The following is a 21,731-nucleotide window of genomic DNA, read 5'->3' on the forward strand; positions in this document are numbered from 1 at the left end:
ATGGCACATTGCCAAAAACCTTCAGTCACGCCGGGACTTTTCGTTCGCGGGGTGCTGCTTTCGATTAAAAAAAACCCAAAAAAAAGCCCGACCAGAAGGCCGGGCGCTTTTCTTGGCAATCTTACTTATCGTCAGTTTCGCCCGGAACATTAGCAGTTTCGGACGGGGTGCCCTCAACTTCTTCCTTCATGCGCTTGAGCCCCAGATGCCGCACATCGGTGCCGCGCACCAGATAGATGACAAGTTCCGAGATGTTGCGCGCATGATCGCCGATACGCTCCAGAGAACGCAGCACCCAGATGATGCTCAACACTCGGGAGATGGAGCGCGGGTCTTCCATCATGTAGGTCGCCAGCTCGCGCAGGGCGGTCTTGTATTCGCGGTCGATGATCTTGTCGTACTGGGCCACCGACAGTGCCAGGTCGGCGTCGAAGCGGGCAAAGGCGTCCAGTGCATCGCGGACCATGTTGCGCACCTGGTCGCCAATGTGGCGAACCTCGACGTAACCGCGCGGCGCCTCGCCTTCTTCGCACAACTGAATGGCACGACGGGCGATCTTGGTGGCTTCGTCGCCGATCCGCTCAAGATCGATCACCGACTTGGAGATGCTGATGATCAGGCGCAGGTCAGAAGCCGCCGGCTGTCGACGGGCCAGGATACGCAGGCACTCCTCGTCGATGTTGCGCTCCATATGGTTGATCTGGTCATCGATTTCGCGCACCTGCTGGGCCAGGCCGGAGTCGGCCTCGATCAGCGCGGTCACCGCATCGTTGACCTGCTTTTCCACCAGCCCGCCCATGGCCAGCAAGTGACTGCGCACTTCCTCAAGCTCAGCGTTGAACTGTGCGGAAATGTGGTGAGTAAGGCCTTCCTTCGAAATCATCTTGTTCGCTCCGCGAAAGTTGCAAGCTTCAAGCTGCAAGCTTCAAGCAGTTAAATGTTGATCCTGATAGCGCAGTGCGGCTATGCAGCAGCCTCGACTAGCCGTAACGACCGGTGATGTAGTCCTCGGTCTGTTTCTTGGCCGGATTGGTGAACAGGGTATCGGTATCGCCGAATTCCACCAGTTTGCCCATGTACATGAACGCCGTGTAGTCGGAAACCCGCGCCGCCTGTTGCATGTTGTGGGTCACGATGACGATGGTGAACTTGGACTTGAGCTCGTAGATCAGTTCTTCGACTTTCAGCGTCGAGATCGGATCCAGGGCCGAGCAAGGTTCGTCGAGCAGCAGCACTTCCGGCTCCACGGCGATGGTGCGGGCGATCACCAGACGCTGCTGCTGACCGCCGGACAGACCGAGGGCCGACTCATGCAGACGGTCCTTGACCTCATCCCACAGCGCCGCGCCCTTGAGGGCCCATTCCACGGCTTCGTCGAGGATGCGCTTCTTGTTGATGCCTTGGATGCGCAAGCCGTAGACCACGTTCTCGTAGATGGTTTTCGGGAACGGGTTGGGCTTCTGGAACACCATGCCCACGCGACGACGCAACTCGGCCACGTCTTCGCCCTTGCGGTAGATGTTGTTGCCGTAGAGGTTGATTTCCCCTTCGACACGGCAGCCGTCCACCAGGTCGTTCATGCGGTTGAAGGTACGCAGCAAGGTTGATTTGCCGCAGCCCGACGGGCCGATGAACGCGGTGACGCGCTGTTTCGGGATATTCAGGCTGACGTCATACAGCGCCTGCTTGTCGCCGTAGAACAGGTTCAGGCCGGGCACTTCGATGGCGACGGTTTCCTGAGCCAGGTCCAGGCTCTGCTTGTCGCGGCCCAGGGCCGACATGTTGATGCCGTGTGTATGTGCTTCGTGTTGCATGGGAGGCTCCCTGTGCTAACAAATTCGGTTCGGAACGCCTTTGTGGCGGCCCCATAAAATTTCGGTGAACGCCGATCAGTGTGGGAGCGAGCTTGCTCGCGAAGGGGCCCTTGAGGCCGCCAGAAGCTTCGCGAGCAAGCCCGCTCCCACATGAAAATCAACTATCCAGTGCCTTGTACTTCTCGCGCAGGTGGTTACGGATCCACACCGCCGACAGGTTGAGCGTGGCGATCACCAGCACCAGCAGCAGTGCCGTGGCGTACACCAGCGGTCGCGCCGCTTCGACGTTCGGGCTCTGGAAGCCCACGTCATAGATATGGAAGCCCAGGTGCATGATCTTCTGGTCCAGGTGCAGGTACGGGTAGTTGCCATCCAGCGGTAGCGACGGCGCCAGTTTCACCACGCCCACCAACATCAACGGCGCCACTTCACCGGCAGCACGGGCCACAGCGAGGATCATGCCGGTCATCATCGCCGGGCTCGCCATGGGCAGGACGATTTTCCACAGGGTCTCGGCCTTGGTCGCACCGAGGGCCAGGGAGCCTTCACGCACCGTCCGCGGGATCCGCGCCAGGCCTTCCTCGGTGGCCACGATCACCACCGGCACCGCCAGCAGTGCCAGGGTCAGGGATGCCCAGAGCAGGCCCGGGGTGCCGAAGGTCGGCGCCGGCAAGGCCTCGGGGAAGAACAGGCGGTCGACCGAACCACCCAGCACGTAGACGAAGAAGCCCAGGCCAAACACACCGTAGACGATGGCCGGAACACCCGCCAGGTTGTTCACCGCGATGCGGATCAGGCGGGTCATCGGGCCTTGGCGGGCGTATTCACGCAGGTAGACCGCCGCCAGCACGCCGAACGGCGTCACGATCATCGCCATGATCAGGGTCATCATCACAGTGCCGAAAATCGCCGGGAAGATGCCACCTTCAGTGTTGGCTTCACGCGGGTCGTCGCTGAGGAATTCCCAGACCTTGCTGACGTAGAAACCCATCTTGGTGAACGTCCCCATGCCGTTTGGCTGGTAGGCGTGCACCACTTTGCCGATTTCGATTTCCACTTCCTTGCCGTTGGCATCGCGGGCGGTCAGGCTGTCGCGGTTGAACTGCGCATGCAGGTCGGCCAGGCGCGCTTCGATGTCCTTGTAGCGGGCATTGAGCTCGGCGCGCTCGCTTTCCAGGTCCGCCTGGGCAGAAGCGTCGAGCTTGCCGTCCAGTTCCAGTTTGCGACCGTGCAGACGGATGCGTTCCAGGCCGGCGTTGATTGCACCGATGTCGACTTTTTCCAGGGTCTTGAGCTCGGAGGCCAACTGGTTGACGCGCTCTACGCGAGCCTGCAGTTGCGGCCAGGCGGCCTCGCCTTCGGCGATGACCTTGCCGTCTTCCTTGACGTTGACCAGGTAGCCGTAGAAGTTGCCCCACTCACGACGCTCGATGGCCATCAGCTCCGGCGGCGTGGTCTGGTTGGTCAGCCAGTCGCCGACGATCCAGGTGAAGTCGGTGCCGTTCAGGTCCCGGTTGCCAACCTTGATCAGTTCGCGGGTCATGAACTCGGGGCCTTCGTCAGGCACCGGCAGGCCAGCGCTTTTCAGGCGCTCACGAGGCACTTGTTCCTTCTGCACGACTTCGCCGACCACCAGGTGCGCAGGCATGCCCGGCACGTTGTAGCTGGCGTGGATCAGGTCCGCCGGCCAGAAGTGACCCAGGCCGCGTACGGCGATCACCGCCAGCAGGCCAATGGTCATGATGACCGCGATGGACACCGCGCCGCCGCTGATCCAGACGCCGGGGGCGCCGCTCTTGAACCATCCTTTCAGGGAGTTCTGTTTCACAGACTTCTACCTTTCTTAAAGCGACGAATATTTCTTGCGCAGACGCTGACGGATCAGCTCGGCGAGGGTGTTCATGACGAAGGTGAACAACAGCAGCACCAGGGCCGACAGGAACAGCACGCGGTAATGGCTGCCGCCGACTTCCGACTCAGGCATCTCCACCGCCACGTTGGCCGCCAGGGTGCGCAAGCCTTCGAACAGGTTCATTTCCATGACCGGCGTGTTACCGGTGGCCATCAGCACGATCATGGTCTCGCCCACCGCACGGCCCATGCCGATCATCAGCGCCGAGAAGATGCCGGGGCTGGCGGTGAGGATCACCACGCGGGTCATGGTCTGCCACGGCGTGGCACCGAGGGCCAGGGAACCCAGGGTCAAGCCGCGCGGCACGCTGAACACGGCGTCTTCGGCGATGGAATAGATGTTCGGGATCACCGCGAAGCCCATCGCCAGACCGACCACCAGGGCGTTGCGCTGGTCGTAGGTGATGCCCAGGTCATGGGAGATCCACATGCGCATGTCGCCGCCGAAGAACCACGCTTCCATGTACGGGCTCATGTACAGCGAGAGCCAGCCCACGAACAGGATCACCGGGATCAGCAGGGCGCTTTCCCAGCCATCCGGCACTCTCAGGCGAATGGATTCCGGCAGCCGGCTGAAGACGAAACCGGCGACCAGGATGCCAATTGGCAGCAACATCAGCAGGCTGAAAATACCCGGCAGGTGCCCTTCGACGTACGGCGCCAGGAACAGGCCGGCGAAGAACCCGAGGATCACCGTCGGCATCGCTTCCATCAGCTCGATCACCGGCTTGACCTTGCGGCGCATGCCCGGGGCCATGAAGTAGGCGGTGTAGATCGCGGCGGCAATGGCCAGCGGCGCAGCCAGCAACATCGCGTAGAACGCCGCTTTCAGGGTGCCGAAGGTCAGCGGCGAAAGGCTCATCTTGGGTTCGAAGTCGGTGTTGGCGGCGGTCGATTGCCAGACGTACTTGGGTTCGTCGTAGTTTTCGTACCAGACCTTGCTCCACAACGCGCTCCACGACACTTCCGGGTGCGGATTGTCCAGCGTCAACGGTTGCAGCTTGCCGCCCTGTTCAACGATCAGGCGGTTGGCCCGTGGCGACATGCCGAACAGGCCCTGGCCGTCGACCACCTGGTCCACCAGCAGAGTACGGTGGGCGGTGCTGTGGAACACGCCCAGCTTGCCGGCGGCGTCGAGCGCAACAAAGCCTTTGCGACGTTCTTCGGCGCTGATCTCGACGATGGGCGTGCTGCCCATCTGGAAGGTACGAATCTGTTTGAAGCGCAACTCGCCGTCCGGATCGCGGGCCATGAACCACTGGGCCAGGCCGCCCTTGGAGTCGCCGACGATCAGCGAGATCCCGCCCACCAGCTGGGTGGCGGCGGTGACTTGGGCGTCGGCGTTCTCGAGCAGTTTGTAGCGGCCATTGAGGCTCTTGTCCCGCAGGCTGAACACATCGGCCTGGGCACGTCCGTTGATCACATACAGCCATTGCTGGCGCGGGTCGACGAAAATGTTCTTCACCGGCTCAGTCATTTGTGGCAGGTCGATGCGCGTCTGCTCGCTGGTGACCTCACCGGTCATCATGTTTTCTTCGCTGGTGAGCGACAGCACTTGCAGTTGGGCACCGCTGGAACCGGCCAGCAGCAGGGTCGAATCGGTGGCGTTGAGGCTGACATGTTCCAGGGCCATGCCCTGTTCGTTCAACGCGATCGGCGTCTCGCCGTAAGGATATTCGACGGCGGGCGAGATGATTTTCTTGCCGTCGGGGTAGCTGACCTTATAGGTGTGACGGAATACCAAGGCCTGGCCGTTGGACAGACCGATCGCCACCAATGGGCTGCCGGGCTGGTCTTCGCCAATGGCAGTCACGCTGGCGCCAGCCGGAATCGGCAGGTCGACGCGGCGCAGTTCGGCACCGCTGTCGAGGTCGTAGAACAGCGCCTGGCCCTTGTCGGAAACCCGCATGGCCACTTGGTTCTGTTCTTCGATGGCGATCATCAGCGGTTTGCCGGCGTCTTGCATCCAGGCCGGAGTGATCGAGTCCTTGGCCGTCAGGTCCGCGCCCTGGAACAGGGGCAGCACGACGTAGGCCAGGAAGAAGAAGATCAACGTAATGGCGGCGAGGACGGCGAGGCCGCCGACCAGCACGTACCAGCGGGTCAGGCGATCCTTGAGCGCGCGAATGCGGCGCTTGCGTTGCAGCTCAGGCGTATTGAAGTCAATGCGCTTGGGAGGGGAAGTCGTAGTCATTGTGGAATTGGCCAGATCATTCATGCGCACACCCTAGCGATCCTGTATGACAGAAAGATGACAATGCAGTGACGCAACAAATCCGCCGCCGGCAGAAAGCGGCAGCGGACAGGAATTTGGGTTGTGGGAGCAACCTTCACTCCCACAGGAGTCCGGGCCTAGGCCCGGACTCAGGTATTACTTCTTGGCGACGCTGCCGCCTTCTTGCAGACCCAGGTCAGCCAGTGCCTTGGCGGCCACTTTGGCTGGCAACGGGATGTAGCCGTCCTTGACCACGACTTCCTGGCCTTGCTTGGACAGGATCAGCTTCACGAACTCGGCTTCCAGCGGGGCCAGAGGCTTGTTCGGTGCCTTGTTGACGTAAACGTAGAGGAAGCGCGACAGCGGGTACTTGCCGTTCAGGGCGTTTTCTTCGCTGTCTTCGATGAACTCGCCGCCTTCTTTCTTGGCCAGGGCAACGGTTTTCACGCTGGCGGTCTTGTAGCCGATACCCGAGTAGCCAACGCCGTTGAGCGAGCTGCTGATCGACTGTACAACCGAGGCCGAGCCAGGCTGTTCATTGACGTTGGACTTGTAGTCGCCTTTGCACAGGGCTTCTTCTTTGAAGTAGCCGTAGGTGCCGGACACCGAGTTACGACCGAACAACTGGACTGGCTTGTTGGCCAGGTCACCGGTCACGCCCAGGTCGCCCCAGGTCTTGACGTCGGCCTTGGCGCCGCACAGACGAGTGGAGGAGAAAATCGCATCAACCTGAGCCATGGTCAGGCCTTTGATCGGGTTGTCCTTGTGTACGAATACCGCCAGGGCGTCCACGGCAACCGGGATGGCGGTAGGCTTGTAACCGTATTTGGTTTCGAAAGCCTGCAGCTCGTTGTCCTTCATCTTGCGGCTCATCGGGCCCAGGTTGGAGGTGCCTTCGGTGAGCGCGGGTGGCGCGGTGGAAGAACCGGCAGCCTGAATCTGGATGTTTACGTTCGGGTATTCTTTCTTGTAGTTCTCGGCCCACAAGGTCATCAGGTTAGCCAGGGTATCGGAGCCGACGCTGGACAGGTTGCCCGATACACCAGTGGTCTTGGTGTAAGACGGAATTGCCGGGTCAACACCAGCGGCAACCGCGCTGGCAGTCGCAACGCCAGCAGCGACAAACGTCATTGCCGCCATCAAACGCTTCAGTTTCATGCCTTACTCCTAGCAGATAGGGTGTGTTAAGTCGGCCAAGTATCGGTAAGCCGTGTGAACACTCTATGGCTGAAATATGACAATTGGATGAAAGGCCAGTATCGAGTTTTACAAGATGATTCATGCAGCCCCAATCGCGAGCAAGCTCGCTCCCACAGGGGCTTTGCGGTGAACGCAGAACCCTTGTGGGAGCGAGCTTGCTCGCGATGAGGCCAGTGCAGTCAGTGAAAGATTCGGACCTAGCGCCCCTTCTTCCAGAGATACCCGCCCACCACAATCCCGATCCCGCAAATGGCCGCCACGTAATACGCCGGCCCCATGGAGCTCTCTTTCAACAGCAGGGTCACGATCATCGGCGTCAATCCGCCGAAAATTGCATAGGCCAGGTTGTAGGAGAACGACAAGCCGCTGAAGCGCACCACGGCCGGGAAGGCATTGACCATCACATAGGGCACCGCGCCGATGGTGCCCACCAGCAAGCCACTCAAGGCATACAGCGGGAACAGCCACTCGGGGTGATCGAACAGGCAGTGGTAGAAGGTCCAGAAGGTGATCAACAGCAAACCGCTGCCGAAGACAAACACCCGGCCGGCGCCAAAACGGTCGGCCAGCACACCCGCACCGATGCAACCGAAACTCAGGAACACGATCGCCAGGCTGTTGGCCTGCAACGCGATGGTCGGACTGAAGTGGTACACCGTCTGCAGCACGGTCGGTGTCATCAGGATGACCACAATGACGCCGGCCGACAGCAGCCAGGTCAACAGCATGGAAATGGCGATGGCGCCGCGATGATCACGCAGCACGGCCCGCAGCGGCACTTCCTCGGCCAGGGCCTTGCGCAGTTGCAGCTCGGCGAACACTGGAGTTTCGTGCAACCAGCGGCGCAGATACACCGAAAACAGCCCGAACACGCCACCCAGCAGGAACGGGATCCGCCAGGCGTAATCGGCCACTTCCACCGGTGTATAAATGCTGTTGATCGCCGTGGCGACCAGCGAACCCAACAAAATTCCCGCCGTCAGGCCGCAGGTCAGCGTGCCGCAGGCATAGCCGATGTGGCGCGCCGGAACGTGTTCGGAAACGAATACCCAGGCACCCGGCACTTCCCCGCCGATGGCCGCGCCCTGGATCACCCGCATCAGCAACAGCAGGATAGGCGCCCACATGCCGATCTGCGCATAAGTGGGCAGCAGCCCCATGATCAGGGTCGGCACGGCCATCATGAAAATGCTCAGGGTGAACATCTTCTTGCGCCCCAGCAGGTCGCCGAAATGGGCCATGACGATCCCGCCCAGCGGCCGGGCCAGGTAACCGGCGGCAAAAATGCCGAAGGTCTGCATCAAGCGCAGCCACTCGGGCATTTCGGCAGGGAAGAACAATTTGCCGACCACGGTGGCAAAGAACACGAAAATGATGAAATCGTAGAACTCCAGCGCACCGCCCAAAGCAGAAAGCGACAGGGTCTTGTAATCGTTGCGGGTCAGTGGACGTGCCGGTTGTGCGGGCGTCGCCGTGCTCGAAGGCGCAGTGGTCATGGCAAGGACTTCTCTTATAGTTGGTTCTGCAACCCTATTAACACGGGTTGGGGGCCTGGGCAGGTCCGGCACGATAGCAAATTGTTCGAAAAAGCACATAGAGGTGCGTATTTGATAGTCAAAATCAGAACCGAGTGGTCGTCTCGACGTCTATCGCCCGATATACTCGCAACCTTGCAGTACTCTGTAAGGGGTTGCTGTGCGAAAACGTCGTTGGTGGCGTAGTACCAGAACCAGCCGGTTTCGCAGAGTTTCCCTTTGGCACGCCTTTACGAAAAACGTGACGAACGCAGTATGTTCGGGCTGAATCGTTTTTTACAAAGACGGCTATTCACCTGAAGTACAAGACAGCGTTACGGGTCAGAGGCACCCCCGGCATGATAGAGCTCGAACAAGAAGATCCAATCCCGCAAGGCGACCTGGCCCTGCAAATCACCGCGCTTCCTCGCGAGACCAACGGTTTCGGCGATATTTTCGGCGGCTGGCTGGTGTCCCAAATGGACCTGGCCGGCACCGCCATGGCCAGCAAAGTGGCGGGCGGACGCGTGGCTACCGTGGCGATCGATCGCATGGCGTTCCTCGTGCCGGTGGCGGTGGGGGCGCAGCTTTCCTTTTATACCCAGGCGCTGGAAATCGGCCGCAGCTCGATCCAGATGATGGTCGAGGTCTGGAGCGACGACCCGCTGTCCAGTGAATGGCGCAAGGTGACCGAGGCGGTATTTGTCTTCGTCGCCATCGACGGCAGCGGTCGCACCCGCTCGGTTCCGCCGCGCGCCCGTTAAACACGGCGACCGTTTTGCGGTCCATTGCAGTCCCTGTTCCCGAGCGAGATTTGCAACATGCCTACGCCCAACGTCGAAGCCGTCAAACTGGATGAACTGAACGCCTGGCGTATCCGCCACGGTCAGGCCGAGTTGCTGGTGGCCCAACAAGGCGCGCATATCCTCAGCTATCAAGTGGACGGCCAGCCGCCGCTGATCTGGCTCAACGACCAGGCCACGTTCAAGGCCGGCAAGAGCATCCGCGCCGGCGTGCCGGTGTGCTGGCCGTGGTTCGGCAACCTGACGCGCAACCCCGACAGCGTACAGGCCATGCGCGTGAGCAACGACCCGGCCACCGCCCACGGCCTGGTGCGGGCGATGGATTGGTCGTTGAAGGGCATCGAAGCCGAAGGCGAAAGCCTCAAGGTGGAATTCGTGCTGCCCTACCCCGAGAACGGCCTCCCTGGCTGGCCTCATCAGGTCGACCTGACGCTGACCATCGTGATGGACGAGCAACTGCACATCCGCCTCACCAGCCATAACCGTGGCAGCGAAACCGTCAGCCTCAGCCAGGCGCTGCACAGCTACTTTGCCGTGAGCGACGTGCGCAACGTGCAGGTCGAAGGGGTGGATGGCTTGAGCTATATCGAGACCCTGGACGACTGGAAAACCGTCACCCAGGCCGGCAATCTGCACTTTGCCGGCGAGACCGACCGCATCTACCTCGATACCCCGCCGAAGCTGAACATCATTGACCCGCAGTGGGAACGACGGATCGAGCTGACCAGCAATGGTTCGCGCTCGGCGGTGATCTGGAACCCCTGGACCGAACGCGCCAAGGCCTTCAGCGACATGGCCGACGACGGCTGGCAGCGCATGCTGTGCATCGAGACAGCCAATGTGATGGACGATGTGGTGACGTTGTTGCCACAGGCCAGCCATACCCTGGGCGTGAGCATCGGCAGCAAGCCGCTCTAAGCCACACCACAAACCCCTGTGGGAGCGAGCTGGCTCGCGATAGCGCCATGACAGTCAACATCAGCGTCGACTGACACACCGCCATCGCGAGCCAGCTCGCTCCCACATTGGGATTTGTGTCAGGCCAACAGGCCTATTACAAATCCGCCTCCTGCACCACCCGCACCTTCTGCGCCTCCAGTGCATACGCCGCACTCGCCAGATCATTGTCGACCTTTTCGATCTTCAACGTGCCGGTCACCCACAGCGGTGTATAGATGTCGTCCAGCTTCAGCCCCTTGGGATAGCGCACCAGCACCAACTGATTAGGCGGCGGTGGCGGGACGTGGATGCAGGCGCCGGGGTAGGGCACCAGGAAAAACAGCGTGCTGCGGCCCTTGGCGTCGGTTTCCAGCGGTACCGGGTAACCGCCGATGCGGATGTGTTTGTCATTCATCGCCGCCACGGTCTTGGTCGAATACATCACCGCCGGCAAGCCTTTGCTTTGCTTCAGGCCACCTTTTTCGGTGAAGGTGCCATTGGCTTCCGGGGAGTTGTGGTCGATCTCGGGCATGGCCTCGAGGGCTTTCTGGTCCGACTTGGGCATCAGTTCGAGCCAGTCGGTTTCCGGCAGCTCGGCAGCATGGGCCAGGCCACTGCCCAGCAGAAGAAGGGTCAACACTAGACGGCGCATGAAAGGGCTCGGCAATGAGTGGAAAGTGAACCGCCGAGCATTCTAGCCCCCTCTGCGCGCCAGGCAGAGAGGGCTTTATCGCATTTGAATCAGTTTCTTTTGATCAGGCCGTAGATCACCAGCAATACCACTGCGCCCACCAGGGCACCGATGAAACCAGCACCTTGGCCGGCCTGGTAGATGCCCAGGGCCTGGCCGCCGTACGTGGCCGCCAACGAACCGCCGATACCGAGCAGGATGGTCATGATCCAGCCCATGCTGTCATCGCCCGGTTTCAGGAAGCGTGCCAGCAGGCCAACGATCAAGCCGATAAAAATGGTTCCGATGATTCCCATGGCATTGCCCTCTGGTTGGATAGCGATGCCAAAGCCTGGACAGGCTTTGGCACTTAGCCATGAGAGAGGTTAGCCGACGAATGGTTCCACCGGTGTTGCGGATTATTGCTCGGCGATCAGCGTCTCGACCTTGATGATCTGCTGCGCCAGCGTCGCCCGGTCCACGCAACGCAGGTTGGCGTGACCGACCTTGCGCCCTGCCTTGAACGCCTTGCCATAGTGATGCAAATGGCAGTCAGCGATCGACAGGACTTTCTCGCTGTCCGGCACCTTGCCGATGAAGTTGAGCATCGCGCTCTCGCCGACCTTGGCGGTCGACCCCAATGGGAGCCCAGCCACCGCCCGCAGGTGGTTTTCGAACTGGCTGCACTCGGCGCCTTCGATGGTCCAGTGCCCGGAATTGTGTACCCGAGGGGCGATTTCGTTGGCCTTGAGGCCACCGTCCACTTCAAAGAACTCGAACGCCATCACGCCGACATAGTCGAGCTGCTTGAGCACCCGGCTGGAATAGTCCTCGGCCAGGGCCTGCAACGGATGATCGGTGCTGGCCACGGACAGCTTGAGGATGCCGTCCTTGTGAGTGTTGTGCACCAGCGGGTAGAAACGGATTTCACCGTCACGGGCACGCACGGCGATCAGCGAGACTTCCCCGGTGAACGGCACGAAGCCTTCCAGCAAGCAGGCCACGCTGCCGAGCTCGGCGAACGTGCCGACCACGTCTTCAGGCTTGCGCAAGACTTTCTGGCCCTTGCCGTCGTAACCCAGGGTGCGGGTCTTGAGCACGGCGGGCAGGCCGATGGCAGCGACGGCAGCGTCCAGGTCGGCCTGGGACTGAATGTCGGCGAAGGCTGGCGTGGGGATGCCCAGGTCCTTGAACATGTTCTTTTCGAACCAGCGGTCACGGGCGATCCGCAAGGCTTCGGCGCTCGGGTAGACCGGGACGAACTGGGACAGGAAGGCCACGGTTTCGGCCGGGACGCTTTCGAACTCGAAGGTCACCAGGTCAACTTCATCGGCCAATTGGCGCAGGTGATCCTGGTCGCCGTAGTCGGCCCGCAGGTGTTCACCCAACGCGGCGGCACAGGCGTCCGGCGCCGGGTCCAGGAAAGCGAAGTTCATCCCCAGCGGCGTACCTGCCAGGGCCAACATGCGACCCAACTGGCCGCCACCGATTACACCGATCTTCATTCGTCAACAACCTCAGGCAATGCGTGGGTCTGGATTGTCCAGGACGCTGTCTGTCTGCTCAGCGCGGAATTTTTTCAGCACGGTATGAAATTGTGGGTGCTTGGCGCCCAGGATGCTCGCCGACAGCAGGGCCGCGTTGATCGCGCCGGCCTTGCCGATGGCCAGGGTCGCGACCGGGATACCGGCCGGCATCTGCACGATCGACAGCAGCGAATCGACACCCGAGAGCATCGCAGACTGGACCGGCACGCCCAGCACCGGCAGGTGGGTCTTGGCCGCACACATGCCTGGCAAATGGGCGGCGCCACCGGCACCGGCGATGATCACCTCGATGCCACGCGCCTCGGCCTCTTCGGCGTACTGGAACAGCAGGTCCGGGGTACGGTGGGCGGAGACCACTTTCACCTCGTAAGGGATGCCGAGCTTTTCCAGCATATCGGCGGTGTGGCTAAGGGTGGACCAATCGGACTTGGAGCCCATGATCACGCCAACCAGTGCACTCATCGTCGTGCCTCTTCTCTCTGGGCGCCCTCAGGCGCGTCAAAAAACAACAAGCCACGCAGGAAACCGGCGTGGCTTGTTGTACGAATTATGGCCGGGCAAGCCGACCGAAGGCCGGGCAGTATACCGAAAATGGTGCGTTAAACGCACTTTCGCCGACCATCTGTCATTTGCGGTGAAGTGGCGGTTTTATTGACTCGCAGGTCAGCAGAACAACGACACAAATCCCTTGTGGGAGCGAGCTTGCTCGCGATAGCGATAGGTCAGTCAATGCAACTGTGAATATCAGTCCGTCATCGCGAGCAAGCTCGCTCCCACAAGGGCTCGGTGATGCCCCTGATATCAGTGACATCCCACAAAGGGGACTGCGTTGGATTCAAGATCCAATAGCACCCTGCGCCACGCCACCTTCAAGCTTGCGCCACAACAACCGCACATTGGCCTTGCGCACCAAGGCGCAGCGGTACAGGCGAATCTCCAACGGCACGTGCCATTGCGTCCCGCCGCAGATCACCAGCTCACCCCGGGCCAGTTCGGCGCGTACGCTCAGGTGCGGCACCCAGGCGATGCCCAGGCCTTCCAGGGCCATGCTTTTCAGGCTGTCGGCCATGGCCGTCTCGTAGATCGTGGTGAACCGCAGCGCCCGCTGGCGCAGCAACTGGTTGACCGAACGCCCGAGGAACGCCCCGGCGCTGTAGGCCAGCAGCGGCACGCTGGCCTCGCCTTCAAGGTCGAACAGCGGCTTGCCATCGGCATCGGCGGCGCACACCGGGAGCATCTCGGTCTGGCCCAGGTGCAGCGACGGGAAGATCTCCGGGTCCATCTGCATGGCCGAATCCGGGTCGTAGAAGGCCAGCATCAGATCGCAGCCCCCTTCACGCAAGGCGTGGACGGCGTCGCCGACGTTGGTCGCCACCAGCCGCGTGGCGATGTTCATCCCTTCGTTGCGCAATTGCGCAATCCAGCGCGGGAAAAAGCCCAGCGCCAGGGAGTGGGCAGCGGCCACTTGGATGACTTCGCCCTGCCCGCCTTCCAGGTGATGCAAATGACGCAACACTTCACCCAGTTGCTCGACTACCGTGCGCGCCGTCACCAGGAACAACTGCCCCGCCGCCGTCAGCTCGACGGGCGTGCGCGAACGGTTGACCAGGGTCAGCCCCAGCGCCGCCTCGAGGCTGCGGATTCGCCGGCTGAATGCCGGTTGCGTCACGAAACGCCGCTCGGCTGCCTGGGAGAAACTGCGGGTAGCGGCCAGGGCACTGAAGTCCTCAAGCCATTTGCTTTCAAGATTCATCACGTCCTCCCTTACACGCACCAAAACAGGTCACACGTCCGTCGCACCGCCGACGTCACACCGACATTATGCCGAATATGCATAGGCCAGTGCTTAACAGCATTGGCCCTATTTTTTTCCAGAGCCTAGGATTCGCAGCGTTCCGGCTCAGACCGGGTCCTTATCGAGATGATTTCTATCATGTCCTCCGCTGCATCATTCCGCACAGAAAAAGACCTGCTTGGCGTACTCGAAGTACCGGCGCAAGCGTATTACGGCATCCAGACCCTGCGAGCGGTAAACAACTTCCGTCTCTCGGGCGTCCCGATCTCGCATTACCCTAAACTGGTGGTCGGTCTGGCAATGGTCAAACAGGCCGCCGCTGACGCCAACCGCGAACTGGGCCAGCTCAGCGAAGCCAAGCACGCCGCCATCAGTGAAGCCTGTGCACGATTGATCCGCGGCGATTTCCACGAAGAATTCGTGGTGGACATGATCCAGGGCGGCGCCGGCACGTCGACCAACATGAATGCCAACGAAGTCATCGCCAACATCGCGCTGGAGGCCATGGGCCACCAGAAAGGCGAGTACCAGTACCTGCACCCCAACAACGACGTGAACATGGCGCAGTCCACCAACGACGCCTACCCAACCGCGATCCGCCTGGGTCTGCTGCTGGGCCACGATGCGTTGCTGGCCAGCCTCGACAGCCTGATCCAGGCGTTCGCGGCCAAAGGTGAAGAATTCAGCCACGTCCTGAAAATGGGTCGCACCCAGCTGCAAGACGCCGTGCCGATGACCCTCGGCCAGGAATTCCGCGCCTTCGCCACCACCCTGAGCGAAGACCTGGCGCGCCTGAAAACCCTGGCGCCTGAACTGCTCACTGAAGTGAACCTGGGCGGCACCGCCATCGGCACCGGCATCAACGCCGACCCGCGCTACCAGGCTCTGGCCGTACAGCGCCTGGCAACCATCAGCGGCCAGCCGCTGGTTCCGGCCGCCGACCTGATCGAAGCCACCTCCGACATGGGCGCCTTCGTGCTGTTCTCCGGCATGCTCAAGCGCACCGCGGTCAAGCTGTCGAAGATCTGCAACGACCTGCGCCTGCTGTCCAGCGGCCCACGCACCGGCATCAACGAAATCAACCTGCCGGCCCGCCAGCCAGGCAGCTCGATCATGCCCGGTAAGGTCAACCCGGTAATCCCGGAAGCGGTCAACCAGGTGGCGTTCCAGATCATCGGCAACGACCTGGCCCTGACCATCGCGGCCGAAGGCGGCCAACTGCAGCTGAACGTGATGGAACCGCTGATCGCCTTCAAGATCTTCGACTCGATCCGCCTGCTGCAACGGGCCATGGACATGCTGCGCGAGCACTGCATCGTCGGCATCACCGCCAACGAAGCGCGCTGCCGTGAACTGGTCGAGCACTCGATCGGCCTGGTCACCGCCCTGAACCCGTACATCGGCTATGAAAACGCCACCCGCATCGCCCGTGTAGCCCTGGAAAGTGGCCGCGGCGTGCTGGAACTGGTGCGCGAAGAAGGCTTGCTCGACGACGCCATGCTCGACGACATCCTGCGCCCGGAAAACATGATTGCTCCGCGTCTGGTCCCGCTCAAAGCGTGATCGACACGACCACCGCTCACCAGGTCGAGGGACTAGACACCTCTCACCTTTTGAGGGCTTGGGGATCTTCCCCAAGCCCTTTTTTTAATTGATAGCAGCCAAGGATGACTGAACCTGTGGGAAGGAACCTGCTCGTGATAAACGACGACGCGCTGCCCGTTGTAAACCGCGTCGCCAGCCAACGCGAGCAGGCTCGCCCCCACAATAACCTGACCGAAAGGCCAGGTGTTTCAAAGGATTCGTTTCGTCGGACGCACCACAACTGTGCAGACGGGCACCGCGCTGATAGGTATAGTGCCGCCCCTCTTCGCATGAGCGGTCGTCTGCAGCGAGATCCTTAAACATGCGAAAACCGAACTAATAACAAACCCGCGAAAATGGACCGGGACGAAACATCGCCTCACCTGTTGGGCCGCGCGCCGACCGATGTAACGCGATATTTCCAAATGGCCAGCATTTGCTTAAACAAAAAACAGCGAGGAATACTCATGCTTGAAGTCATCAACGACTTCCTCTCAGGGAAAGTGCTGATCGTGCTCATTGTCGGGCTCGGGAGCTACTTCACGATCCGCTCGCGTTTCGTCCAGTTCCGTCATTTCTTTCACATGTTCACGGTATTCCGTGAAAGCCTGAAAAGCAGCACTGAACAGCTCAGCTCGTTCCAGGCCCTGATGCTCAGCCTGGCCGGCCGTGTCGGCGCGGGCAACATCGCCGGTGTCGGCATCGCCGTGACCCTGGGTGGTCCTGGTGCGGTGTTCTGGATGTGGGTGACCGCGCTGGTCGGCATGTCCAGCAGCTTCTTCGAATGCTCCCTCGGCCAGCTCTACAAGCGCTGCGACTCCGAAGGCCAGTTCCGTGGCGGCCCGTCCTATTACATCCAGCACGGCCTGCAGAAACGCTGGTTGGGCATGATCATGGCGTTCCTGCTGCTGGTCACCTTCGGCTTCGCCTTCAACGGCCTGCAAGCCCACGCGGTCACCCATTCCCTGAACAACGCCTTCGGCTTCGACACCACCTACACCGGCCTGGGCCTGGCGGTGCTGCTGGGCCTGGTGTTCATCGGCGGGATCAAGCGTATCGCCAAGGTTGCCGACCTGCTGGTACCGGTCAAGACCCTGGCGTACATCGGCGTGACCCTCTACGTCATCGTGCTGCAGTTCGAACACGTACCGGACATGCTGGCGACGATCGTCAGAAGTGCGTTCGGCCTGGATCAAGCGTTTGGCGGCCTGATCGGCAGCGCCATCATCATGGGCGTCAAGCGTGGCGTGTTCGCCAACGAAGCCGGCCTGGGCAGTGCGCCTAACGTCGCCGCCGTCGCGTCGGTCGAGCACCCGGTAGCCCAGGGCGTCGTCCAGGCGTTCAGCGTGTTCCTGGACACCTTTGTGATCTGCACCTGCACCGCGCTGCTGATCCTGTTGTCGGGCTTCTACACCCCGGGTTTCGAAGGCGACGGCATTGCCCTGACCCAGAACTCCCTGGCGGCCGTCGTGGGTGACTGGGGCCGGATATTCATCTCCGTGGCCCTGTCCTTGTTCGTGTTCACCTCGATCCTCTACAACTACTATCTGGGCGAGAACAACCTGCGCTTCATGATCGGTGACAATCGCAAGGTCCTGATCGGCTACCGCGCGCTGGTCCTGGTCCTGATTTTCTGGGGCGCCATCGAAAACCTCGGCACCGTGTTCGCTTTCGCCGACATCACCATGACCCTGCTGGCGTTCGTGAACCTGATCGCGCTGTTCCTGCTGTTCAAGGTCGGCATGCGCATCCTGCGTGACTACGATGACCAGCGTGCGGCCGGCATCAAGGTGCCAGTTTTCGACTCCAGCAAGTTCCCGGACCTGGACCTGGACCGCAATGCATGGCCAGCCACCCCGTCGGTACCGGCTGCCAAGCCTGAAAACGCCCCGGCGGGCGTGACCGCAGCGCAACGCTGATCGGCAGGCTGATGGTAAAAAACCGGGCGCATCCCCTGCGCCCGGCGTGACACAGCGTAAGGTCGGCGTCATGCTCGACCTTATGTTGTGGCAGCTGACCCAAGCTGCCGTTTTCGTCCTCGGAGAACAACCCCATGAATGGCTCGACCTACCCTGCCGCCCAGCACGTCATGGTGCTCTACACCGGCGGCACCATCGGCATGCAGGCCAGCGCCCACGGCCTGGCCCCGGCATCCGGTTTCGAAGCGCGGATGCGCGATTACCTGCACAGCCAACCCGAACTCGTCGTGCCGCAATGGCGCTTCCGGGAAATGTCGCCGCTGATCGATAGCGCCAACATGACCCCCGCCTACTGGCAGCAACTGCGCGAAGCAGTGGTCGATGCCGTGGACGTGCAGGGCTGCGACAGCATCCTGATCCTGCACGGCACCGACACCCTGGCCTACAGCGCCGCGGCGATGAGCTTCCAACTGCTGGGCCTGCATGCGCGGGTCTGCTTCACCGGCTCGATGCTGCCCGCCGGCGTGACCGACAGCGACGCCTGGGAAAACCTCAGCGGCGCGCTGGTCGCCCTTGGCCAGGGTCTGACGCCGGGCGTGCACCTGTACTTCCACGGTGAGCTGCTGGCGCCAACCCGTTGCGCGAAAGTGCGCAGCTTCGGTCGCCACCCGTTCAAGCGCCTGGAACGCCAGGGTGGCGGCAGCCAGGCGTCCTCCCTGCCGGCGCAGTTGAATTACAACCAGCCCAAGCAATTGGCGAACATCGCGGTGTTGCCGCTGTTTCCCGGCATCAGCGCGCAGGTCCTCGATGGCCTGCTGGGCAGCGGCATCCAGGGCCTGGTGCTGGAATGCTACGGCAGCGGCACCGGGCCGAGCGACAACCCGGCCTTCCTCGCCAGCCTCGAGCGGGCGCGGGACAGCAGCGTGGTGGTCGTGGCGGTGACCCAATGCCATGAAGGTGGCGTCGAGCTGGACGTGTATGAGGCTGGCAGCCGCTTGCGCGGCGTCGGCGTGCTGTCCGGCGGCGGCATGACCCGCGAGGCCGCGTTCGGCAAGTTGCAGGCCTTGATTGGCGCCGGGCTGCCGGTGGACGAGGTTCGGCGGCTGGTAGAGCTGGACCTGTGTGGCGAGCTGAGCTGACACACTGCAAACCTGTGGGAGGGGACACTTGTGGGAGCAAAGCTTGCTCGCGATGCAGGCGACACAGATCAACTGTAAGGTCGCGTCATCGTTCTTCGCGAGCAAGCTTTGCTCCCACAGGTTTACTCCCACACTAGAGGTTGTGTTGAACCTTCCGATTTTCGCCCGGCATATAACTTGCTCCATCTCCAGCCTTCCCCAGGCTGGAAACGGACATGCTGCATTCCCACCTCACCACCCTCAACGCCGTCTCCCTGGTACTGAGCACCTTCAAGAATGAAGGGCTGTCCAGTGAGGCATTGCTGGCCGGCAGCGGCATCAGCGCGGCGGACCTGAGCCGGGCCGATACACGCATCACCACTAACCAGGAGATGCAGGTCTGCGCCAACGCCGTGGCCCTCAAGCGCGACATCGGCCTGGAACTGGGCCGGCGCATGCACGTTTCGTCCTACGGCATGCTCGGCTATGCGCTGCTCACCAGTGCCACCTTAGGTGACGCCTTGCGCCTGGCGCTGCGCTATCCGGCGCTATTGGGAACACTCTTCGAACTGAACCTGGACGATGACGGCCAGTACATCTGGTTCAGCGCCAGCGATTATCGGGAGAACCCGGCCCTGGCGGTGTTCAATGCCGAGTTCTGCATGGTTTCACTGAGGGTCATCTGTAACGACCTCCTTGGTCATGCACTGCCCTTGCGTGCGGCACGCTTCGACCATCCGGCGCCCGATTACCAGGCGCGCTACGCAGCGCTCTTCGATTGCCCGGTGCGCTTCGACAGCGTCGATAACGCGTTCGCCTTCGAGCGCCACTGGCTCGACCAACCCTTGCCCCTGGCCGACCCCATCACCCATCACGCCATGGCCGAACGTTGCCGCCGGCAGAACACCGAGTTCACCGGACGCCAGGCCTGGCTGGGACGGGTCCGCCAGTTGCTCGACGCCCAACTGGACGCCGCCCCCGGGCTGGAAGGCCTGGCCGAACAGATGAACTGCTCGGCGCGCACCTTGCGCCGGCACCTCAAGGACCTGGGCTGCAGCTATCAGGAACTGCTGGACGAACTGCGCTTCGAACGGGCCAAGCAGATGCTCTGCGAGGACCAATTGCCGATCTACCGAATCGCCGAACGACTGGGCTTCAGCGAAACCGCCAGCTTCCGCCATGCCTTCGTGCGCTGGAGCGGTGTGGCGCCAAGCCAGTTCAGGGCCTGAACCGTCTCTTTCATATATAACACCCACCCCTGCTGGAACAGGGACATGGCTAATACTTGAGGCCGGGGTGTATGTGCTGCCGCCATCGCGAGCAAGCTCGCTCCCATAGGGGCTTGGCGGTGGGCACCCGTTTTGTGGGCGCCTTGGACAATGTGGGAGCGAGCTTGCTCGCGATGGCGATCCAGTCAGCGCCGCAAAAACGCCTGATGCAACGCATCCACCGTCTCGAAGTGATACGCCGGGCCCTCGGCGCTGAGTTCTTCGTGGCTACCAAATCCATACCCCACCGCCGCCGCATCCAAGCCGTTGCTGCGGGCGCCGATCAGGTCGTGTTTGCGGTCGCCGATCATCAGGGTGCTAGCCGGGTCGAGGCCTTCTTCGGCCAGCAGGTGGGCGATCAGCTCGACTTTGTTGGTGCGGGTGCCGTCCAGTTCGCTGCCGTAGATCACTTTGAAGTGCCGGGCGAAGTCGAAGTGGCGGGCGATTTCCCGGGCGAACACCCAGGGTTTGGAGGTGGCGATGTACAACTGGCGCCCCTGGCCGCCCAAGGTTTCCAGCAGTGGCATCACGCCGTCGAAGACGCGATTTTCGTATAGGCCGGTGACCTTGAAGCGTTCGCGATAGAAATTCACCGCTTCCCAGGCCTTCGCTTCGTCGAAGTCATAAAACTGCATGAACGCCTGCAACAGCGGTGGGCCAATGAAATGCTCGAGGCGGGTCAGGTCGGGTTCGTCGATGCCCAGTTTGCTCAAGGCGAACTGGATCGAACGGGTGATGCCCTCGCGGGGGTCGGTGAGGGTGCCGTCGAGGTCGAAGAGTACAGTCTGGTAATGCATTGCAGTTCCTGGGGAATATCACTGAATTGTGAGCGCTTCGCGCTCAAGCGGGAGCAAGCTCCCTCGCCACGATGAACCTCATCAGGGCTGGTCGTAGCCTTCGGCCAGGTGCAGGTCCTTGAGCTTCACGTAGTTCGCCGCGCTGTAGGTGAAGAAGGCGCGCTCCTTGTCCGTCAGCGGCCGGGCCTGTTTCACCGGGCTGCCCACATATAAAAAGCCGCTTTCCAGACGTTTGCCCGGCGGTACCAGGCTGCCGGCACCGATGATCACATCATCTTCGACCACCGCGCCGTCCATGACGATGCTGCCCATGCCGATCAGGACCCGGCTGCCCACCGAGCAACCATGGAGCATGACCTTGTGGGCGATGGTCACGTCGTCGCCGATCAGCAACGGGAAACCCTCGGGATTGAACGGACCGGCGTGGGTGATGTGCAGCACGCAACCATCCTGGACGCTGGTACGCGCACCGATACGGATGCGGTGCATGTCGCCGCGAATGACCGTCAACGGCCAGACGGAGCTGTCTTCGCCGATTTCGACGTCGCCGATCACCACCGCGGTGCTGTCGACAAAAGCGCCACGGGCTAGCCGCGGGCTGTGGTTCTGGTACGTGCGAAGGGTCACGATAGGCTCT

General features: G+C 61.6%; 19 protein-coding genes. 6 read left to right on the plus strand and 13 right to left on the minus strand.

All coding sequences use genetic code 11. The annotated features are described in order from the left end of the window. Positions 1–121 precede the first annotated feature (121 nt). The 6 genes from phoU to Q7F16_RS08520 form a co-directional block, all read right to left on the minus strand. On the minus strand, positions 122–883 hold the full coding sequence (phoU, locus tag Q7F16_RS08495; protein WP_409555626.1) for a phosphate signaling complex protein PhoU: 762 nt from the start codon (positions 881–883) through the stop codon (positions 122–124). Positions 884–980: 97 nt separating this feature from the next. Then, positions 981–1,814, minus strand: coding sequence for a phosphate ABC transporter ATP-binding protein PstB (gene pstB, locus Q7F16_RS08500; RefSeq protein WP_014335891.1), 834 nt, complete (start codon positions 1,812–1,814; stop codon positions 981–983). Between the two features lie 157 nt (positions 1,815–1,971). Beyond that, entirely contained in the window at positions 1,972–3,642 is a 1,671-nt protein-coding gene (gene pstA, locus Q7F16_RS08505) for a phosphate ABC transporter permease PstA (protein ID WP_095974480.1), read from the minus strand. A gap of 15 nt (positions 3,643–3,657) precedes the next feature. After that, a complete protein-coding gene (locus tag Q7F16_RS08510) occupies positions 3,658–5,691 on the minus strand; it encodes an ABC transporter permease subunit (protein WP_172898870.1) in 2,034 nt (677 codons plus the stop codon). 405 nt (positions 5,692–6,096) lie between these two features. Next, a complete protein-coding gene (locus tag Q7F16_RS08515) occupies positions 6,097–7,098 on the minus strand; it encodes a phosphate ABC transporter substrate-binding protein PstS (protein WP_057449233.1) in 1,002 nt (333 codons plus the stop codon). 239 nt (positions 7,099–7,337) lie between these two features. Next, complete coding sequence (locus Q7F16_RS08520; RefSeq protein ID WP_014335887.1) at positions 7,338–8,636, minus strand: MFS transporter; 1,299 nt, start codon at positions 8,634–8,636, stop codon at positions 7,338–7,340. Positions 8,637–9,013: 377 nt separating this feature from the next. On the opposite strand from Q7F16_RS08520, the gene Q7F16_RS08525 reads away from it, so the two are divergent. Further along, the gene (locus Q7F16_RS08525; protein ID WP_003177184.1) at positions 9,014–9,418 is read left to right on the plus strand and encodes an acyl-CoA thioesterase; all 405 of its coding nucleotides are present in this window, start codon (positions 9,014–9,016) and stop codon (positions 9,416–9,418) included. 57 nt (positions 9,419–9,475) lie between these two features. Then, positions 9,476–10,375, plus strand: a complete 900-nt coding sequence (locus tag Q7F16_RS08530; protein WP_046064701.1) for a D-hexose-6-phosphate mutarotase — start codon at positions 9,476–9,478, stop codon at positions 10,373–10,375. Between the two features lie 136 nt (positions 10,376–10,511). On the opposite strand, the gene Q7F16_RS08535 is transcribed toward Q7F16_RS08530, so the two are convergent. From Q7F16_RS08535 to Q7F16_RS08555, 5 genes are all read right to left on the minus strand, one after another. Beyond that, a complete protein-coding gene (locus Q7F16_RS08535; RefSeq protein ID WP_044059253.1) occupies positions 10,512–11,048 on the minus strand; it encodes a DUF3299 domain-containing protein in 537 nt (178 codons plus the stop codon). A gap of 89 nt (positions 11,049–11,137) precedes the next feature. After that, positions 11,138–11,383, minus strand: coding sequence for a GlsB/YeaQ/YmgE family stress response membrane protein (locus Q7F16_RS08540; protein WP_003196372.1), 246 nt, complete (start codon positions 11,381–11,383; stop codon positions 11,138–11,140). 102 nt (positions 11,384–11,485) lie between these two features. Beyond that, entirely contained in the window at positions 11,486–12,571 is a 1,086-nt protein-coding gene (locus tag Q7F16_RS08545) for a 5-(carboxyamino)imidazole ribonucleotide synthase (protein ID WP_409555627.1), read from the minus strand. Between the two features lie 12 nt (positions 12,572–12,583). Beyond that, positions 12,584–13,075: a 5-(carboxyamino)imidazole ribonucleotide mutase gene (gene purE / locus Q7F16_RS08550; RefSeq protein WP_018604706.1), complete on the minus strand. Its 492-nt coding sequence runs from the start codon at positions 13,073–13,075 to the stop codon at positions 12,584–12,586. A gap of 373 nt (positions 13,076–13,448) precedes the next feature. Continuing rightward, entirely contained in the window at positions 13,449–14,366 is a 918-nt protein-coding gene (locus Q7F16_RS08555) for a LysR substrate-binding domain-containing protein (RefSeq protein ID WP_046064699.1), read from the minus strand. Positions 14,367–14,546: 180 nt separating this feature from the next. On the opposite strand from Q7F16_RS08555, the gene aspA reads away from it, so the two are divergent. The 4 genes from aspA to Q7F16_RS08575 all read left to right on the plus strand — a co-directional run bounded on the left by aspA (position 14,547) and on the right by Q7F16_RS08575 (position 20,258). Continuing rightward, the gene (gene aspA, locus Q7F16_RS08560) at positions 14,547–15,971 is read left to right on the plus strand and encodes an aspartate ammonia-lyase (protein WP_003196363.1); all 1,425 of its coding nucleotides are present in this window, start codon (positions 14,547–14,549) and stop codon (positions 15,969–15,971) included. 488 nt (positions 15,972–16,459) lie between these two features. Beyond that, the gene (locus Q7F16_RS08565; RefSeq protein ID WP_046064698.1) at positions 16,460–17,911 is read left to right on the plus strand and encodes an alanine/glycine:cation symporter family protein; all 1,452 of its coding nucleotides are present in this window, start codon (positions 16,460–16,462) and stop codon (positions 17,909–17,911) included. Positions 17,912–18,045: 134 nt separating this feature from the next. Further along, a complete protein-coding gene (locus Q7F16_RS08570; protein WP_409555628.1) occupies positions 18,046–19,050 on the plus strand; it encodes an asparaginase in 1,005 nt (334 codons plus the stop codon). Positions 19,051–19,265: 215 nt separating this feature from the next. Continuing rightward, positions 19,266–20,258 (plus strand): AraC family transcriptional regulator, encoded by a 993-nt coding sequence (locus tag Q7F16_RS08575; RefSeq protein ID WP_409555629.1) that lies wholly within the window; start codon positions 19,266–19,268, stop codon positions 20,256–20,258. Positions 20,259–20,443: 185 nt separating this feature from the next. Here the strand turns inward: Q7F16_RS08575 and Q7F16_RS08580 are convergent, their stop codons facing one another. Then, positions 20,444–21,094, minus strand: a complete 651-nt coding sequence (locus Q7F16_RS08580) for an HAD family hydrolase (RefSeq protein ID WP_409555630.1) — start codon at positions 21,092–21,094, stop codon at positions 20,444–20,446. 81 nt (positions 21,095–21,175) lie between these two features. Next, positions 21,176–21,721 carry a gamma carbonic anhydrase family protein gene (locus Q7F16_RS08585; protein ID WP_003196351.1) on the minus strand — a complete coding sequence of 182 codons (546 nt, stop codon included), beginning with the start codon at positions 21,719–21,721 and terminating at the stop codon, positions 21,176–21,178. Positions 21,722–21,731: the final 10 nt, after the last annotated feature.

This window comes from Pseudomonas sp. Lb2C2, assembly GCF_052112205.1.
GTDB classification, from domain to species: Bacteria; Pseudomonadota; Gammaproteobacteria; order Pseudomonadales; family Pseudomonadaceae; genus Aquipseudomonas; species Aquipseudomonas kilonensis.

Coding starts and splice junctions, on each gene's coding strand:
- Q7F16_RS08515 (WP_057449233.1), bottom strand. CDS start 7,098: ATGAAACTGAAGCGTTTGATGGCGGCAATGACGTTTGTCGCTGCTGGC.
- Q7F16_RS08510 (WP_172898870.1), bottom strand. CDS start 5,691: ATGCAAGACGCCGGCAAACCGCTGATGATCGCCATCGAAGAACAGAAC.
- Q7F16_RS08520 (WP_014335887.1), bottom strand. CDS start 8,636: ATGACCACTGCGCCTTCGAGCACGGCGACGCCCGCACAACCGGCACGT.
- Q7F16_RS08580 (WP_409555630.1), bottom strand. CDS start 21,094: ATGCATTACCAGACTGTACTCTTCGACCTCGACGGCACCCTCACCGAC.
- Q7F16_RS08565 (WP_046064698.1), top strand. CDS start 16,460: ATGCTTGAAGTCATCAACGACTTCCTCTCAGGGAAAGTGCTGATCGTG.
- Q7F16_RS08530 (WP_046064701.1), top strand. CDS start 9,476: ATGCCTACGCCCAACGTCGAAGCCGTCAAACTGGATGAACTGAACGCC.
- pstB (WP_014335891.1), bottom strand. CDS start 1,814: ATGCAACACGAAGCACATACACACGGCATCAACATGTCGGCCCTGGGC.
- Q7F16_RS08575 (WP_409555629.1), top strand. CDS start 19,266: ATGCTGCATTCCCACCTCACCACCCTCAACGCCGTCTCCCTGGTACTG.
- aspA (WP_003196363.1), top strand. CDS start 14,547: ATGTCCTCCGCTGCATCATTCCGCACAGAAAAAGACCTGCTTGGCGTA.
- Q7F16_RS08570 (WP_409555628.1), top strand. CDS start 18,046: ATGAATGGCTCGACCTACCCTGCCGCCCAGCACGTCATGGTGCTCTAC.
- Q7F16_RS08555 (WP_046064699.1), bottom strand. CDS start 14,366: ATGAATCTTGAAAGCAAATGGCTTGAGGACTTCAGTGCCCTGGCCGCT.
- Q7F16_RS08545 (WP_409555627.1), bottom strand. CDS start 12,571: ATGAAGATCGGTGTAATCGGTGGCGGCCAGTTGGGTCGCATGTTGGCC.
- Q7F16_RS08525 (WP_003177184.1), top strand. CDS start 9,014: ATGATAGAGCTCGAACAAGAAGATCCAATCCCGCAAGGCGACCTGGCC.
- phoU (WP_409555626.1), bottom strand. CDS start 883: ATGATTTCGAAGGAAGGCCTTACTCACCACATTTCCGCACAGTTCAAC.
- purE (WP_018604706.1), bottom strand. CDS start 13,075: ATGAGTGCACTGGTTGGCGTGATCATGGGCTCCAAGTCCGATTGGTCC.
- Q7F16_RS08535 (WP_044059253.1), bottom strand. CDS start 11,048: ATGCGCCGTCTAGTGTTGACCCTTCTTCTGCTGGGCAGTGGCCTGGCC.
- Q7F16_RS08540 (WP_003196372.1), bottom strand. CDS start 11,383: ATGGGAATCATCGGAACCATTTTTATCGGCTTGATCGTTGGCCTGCTG.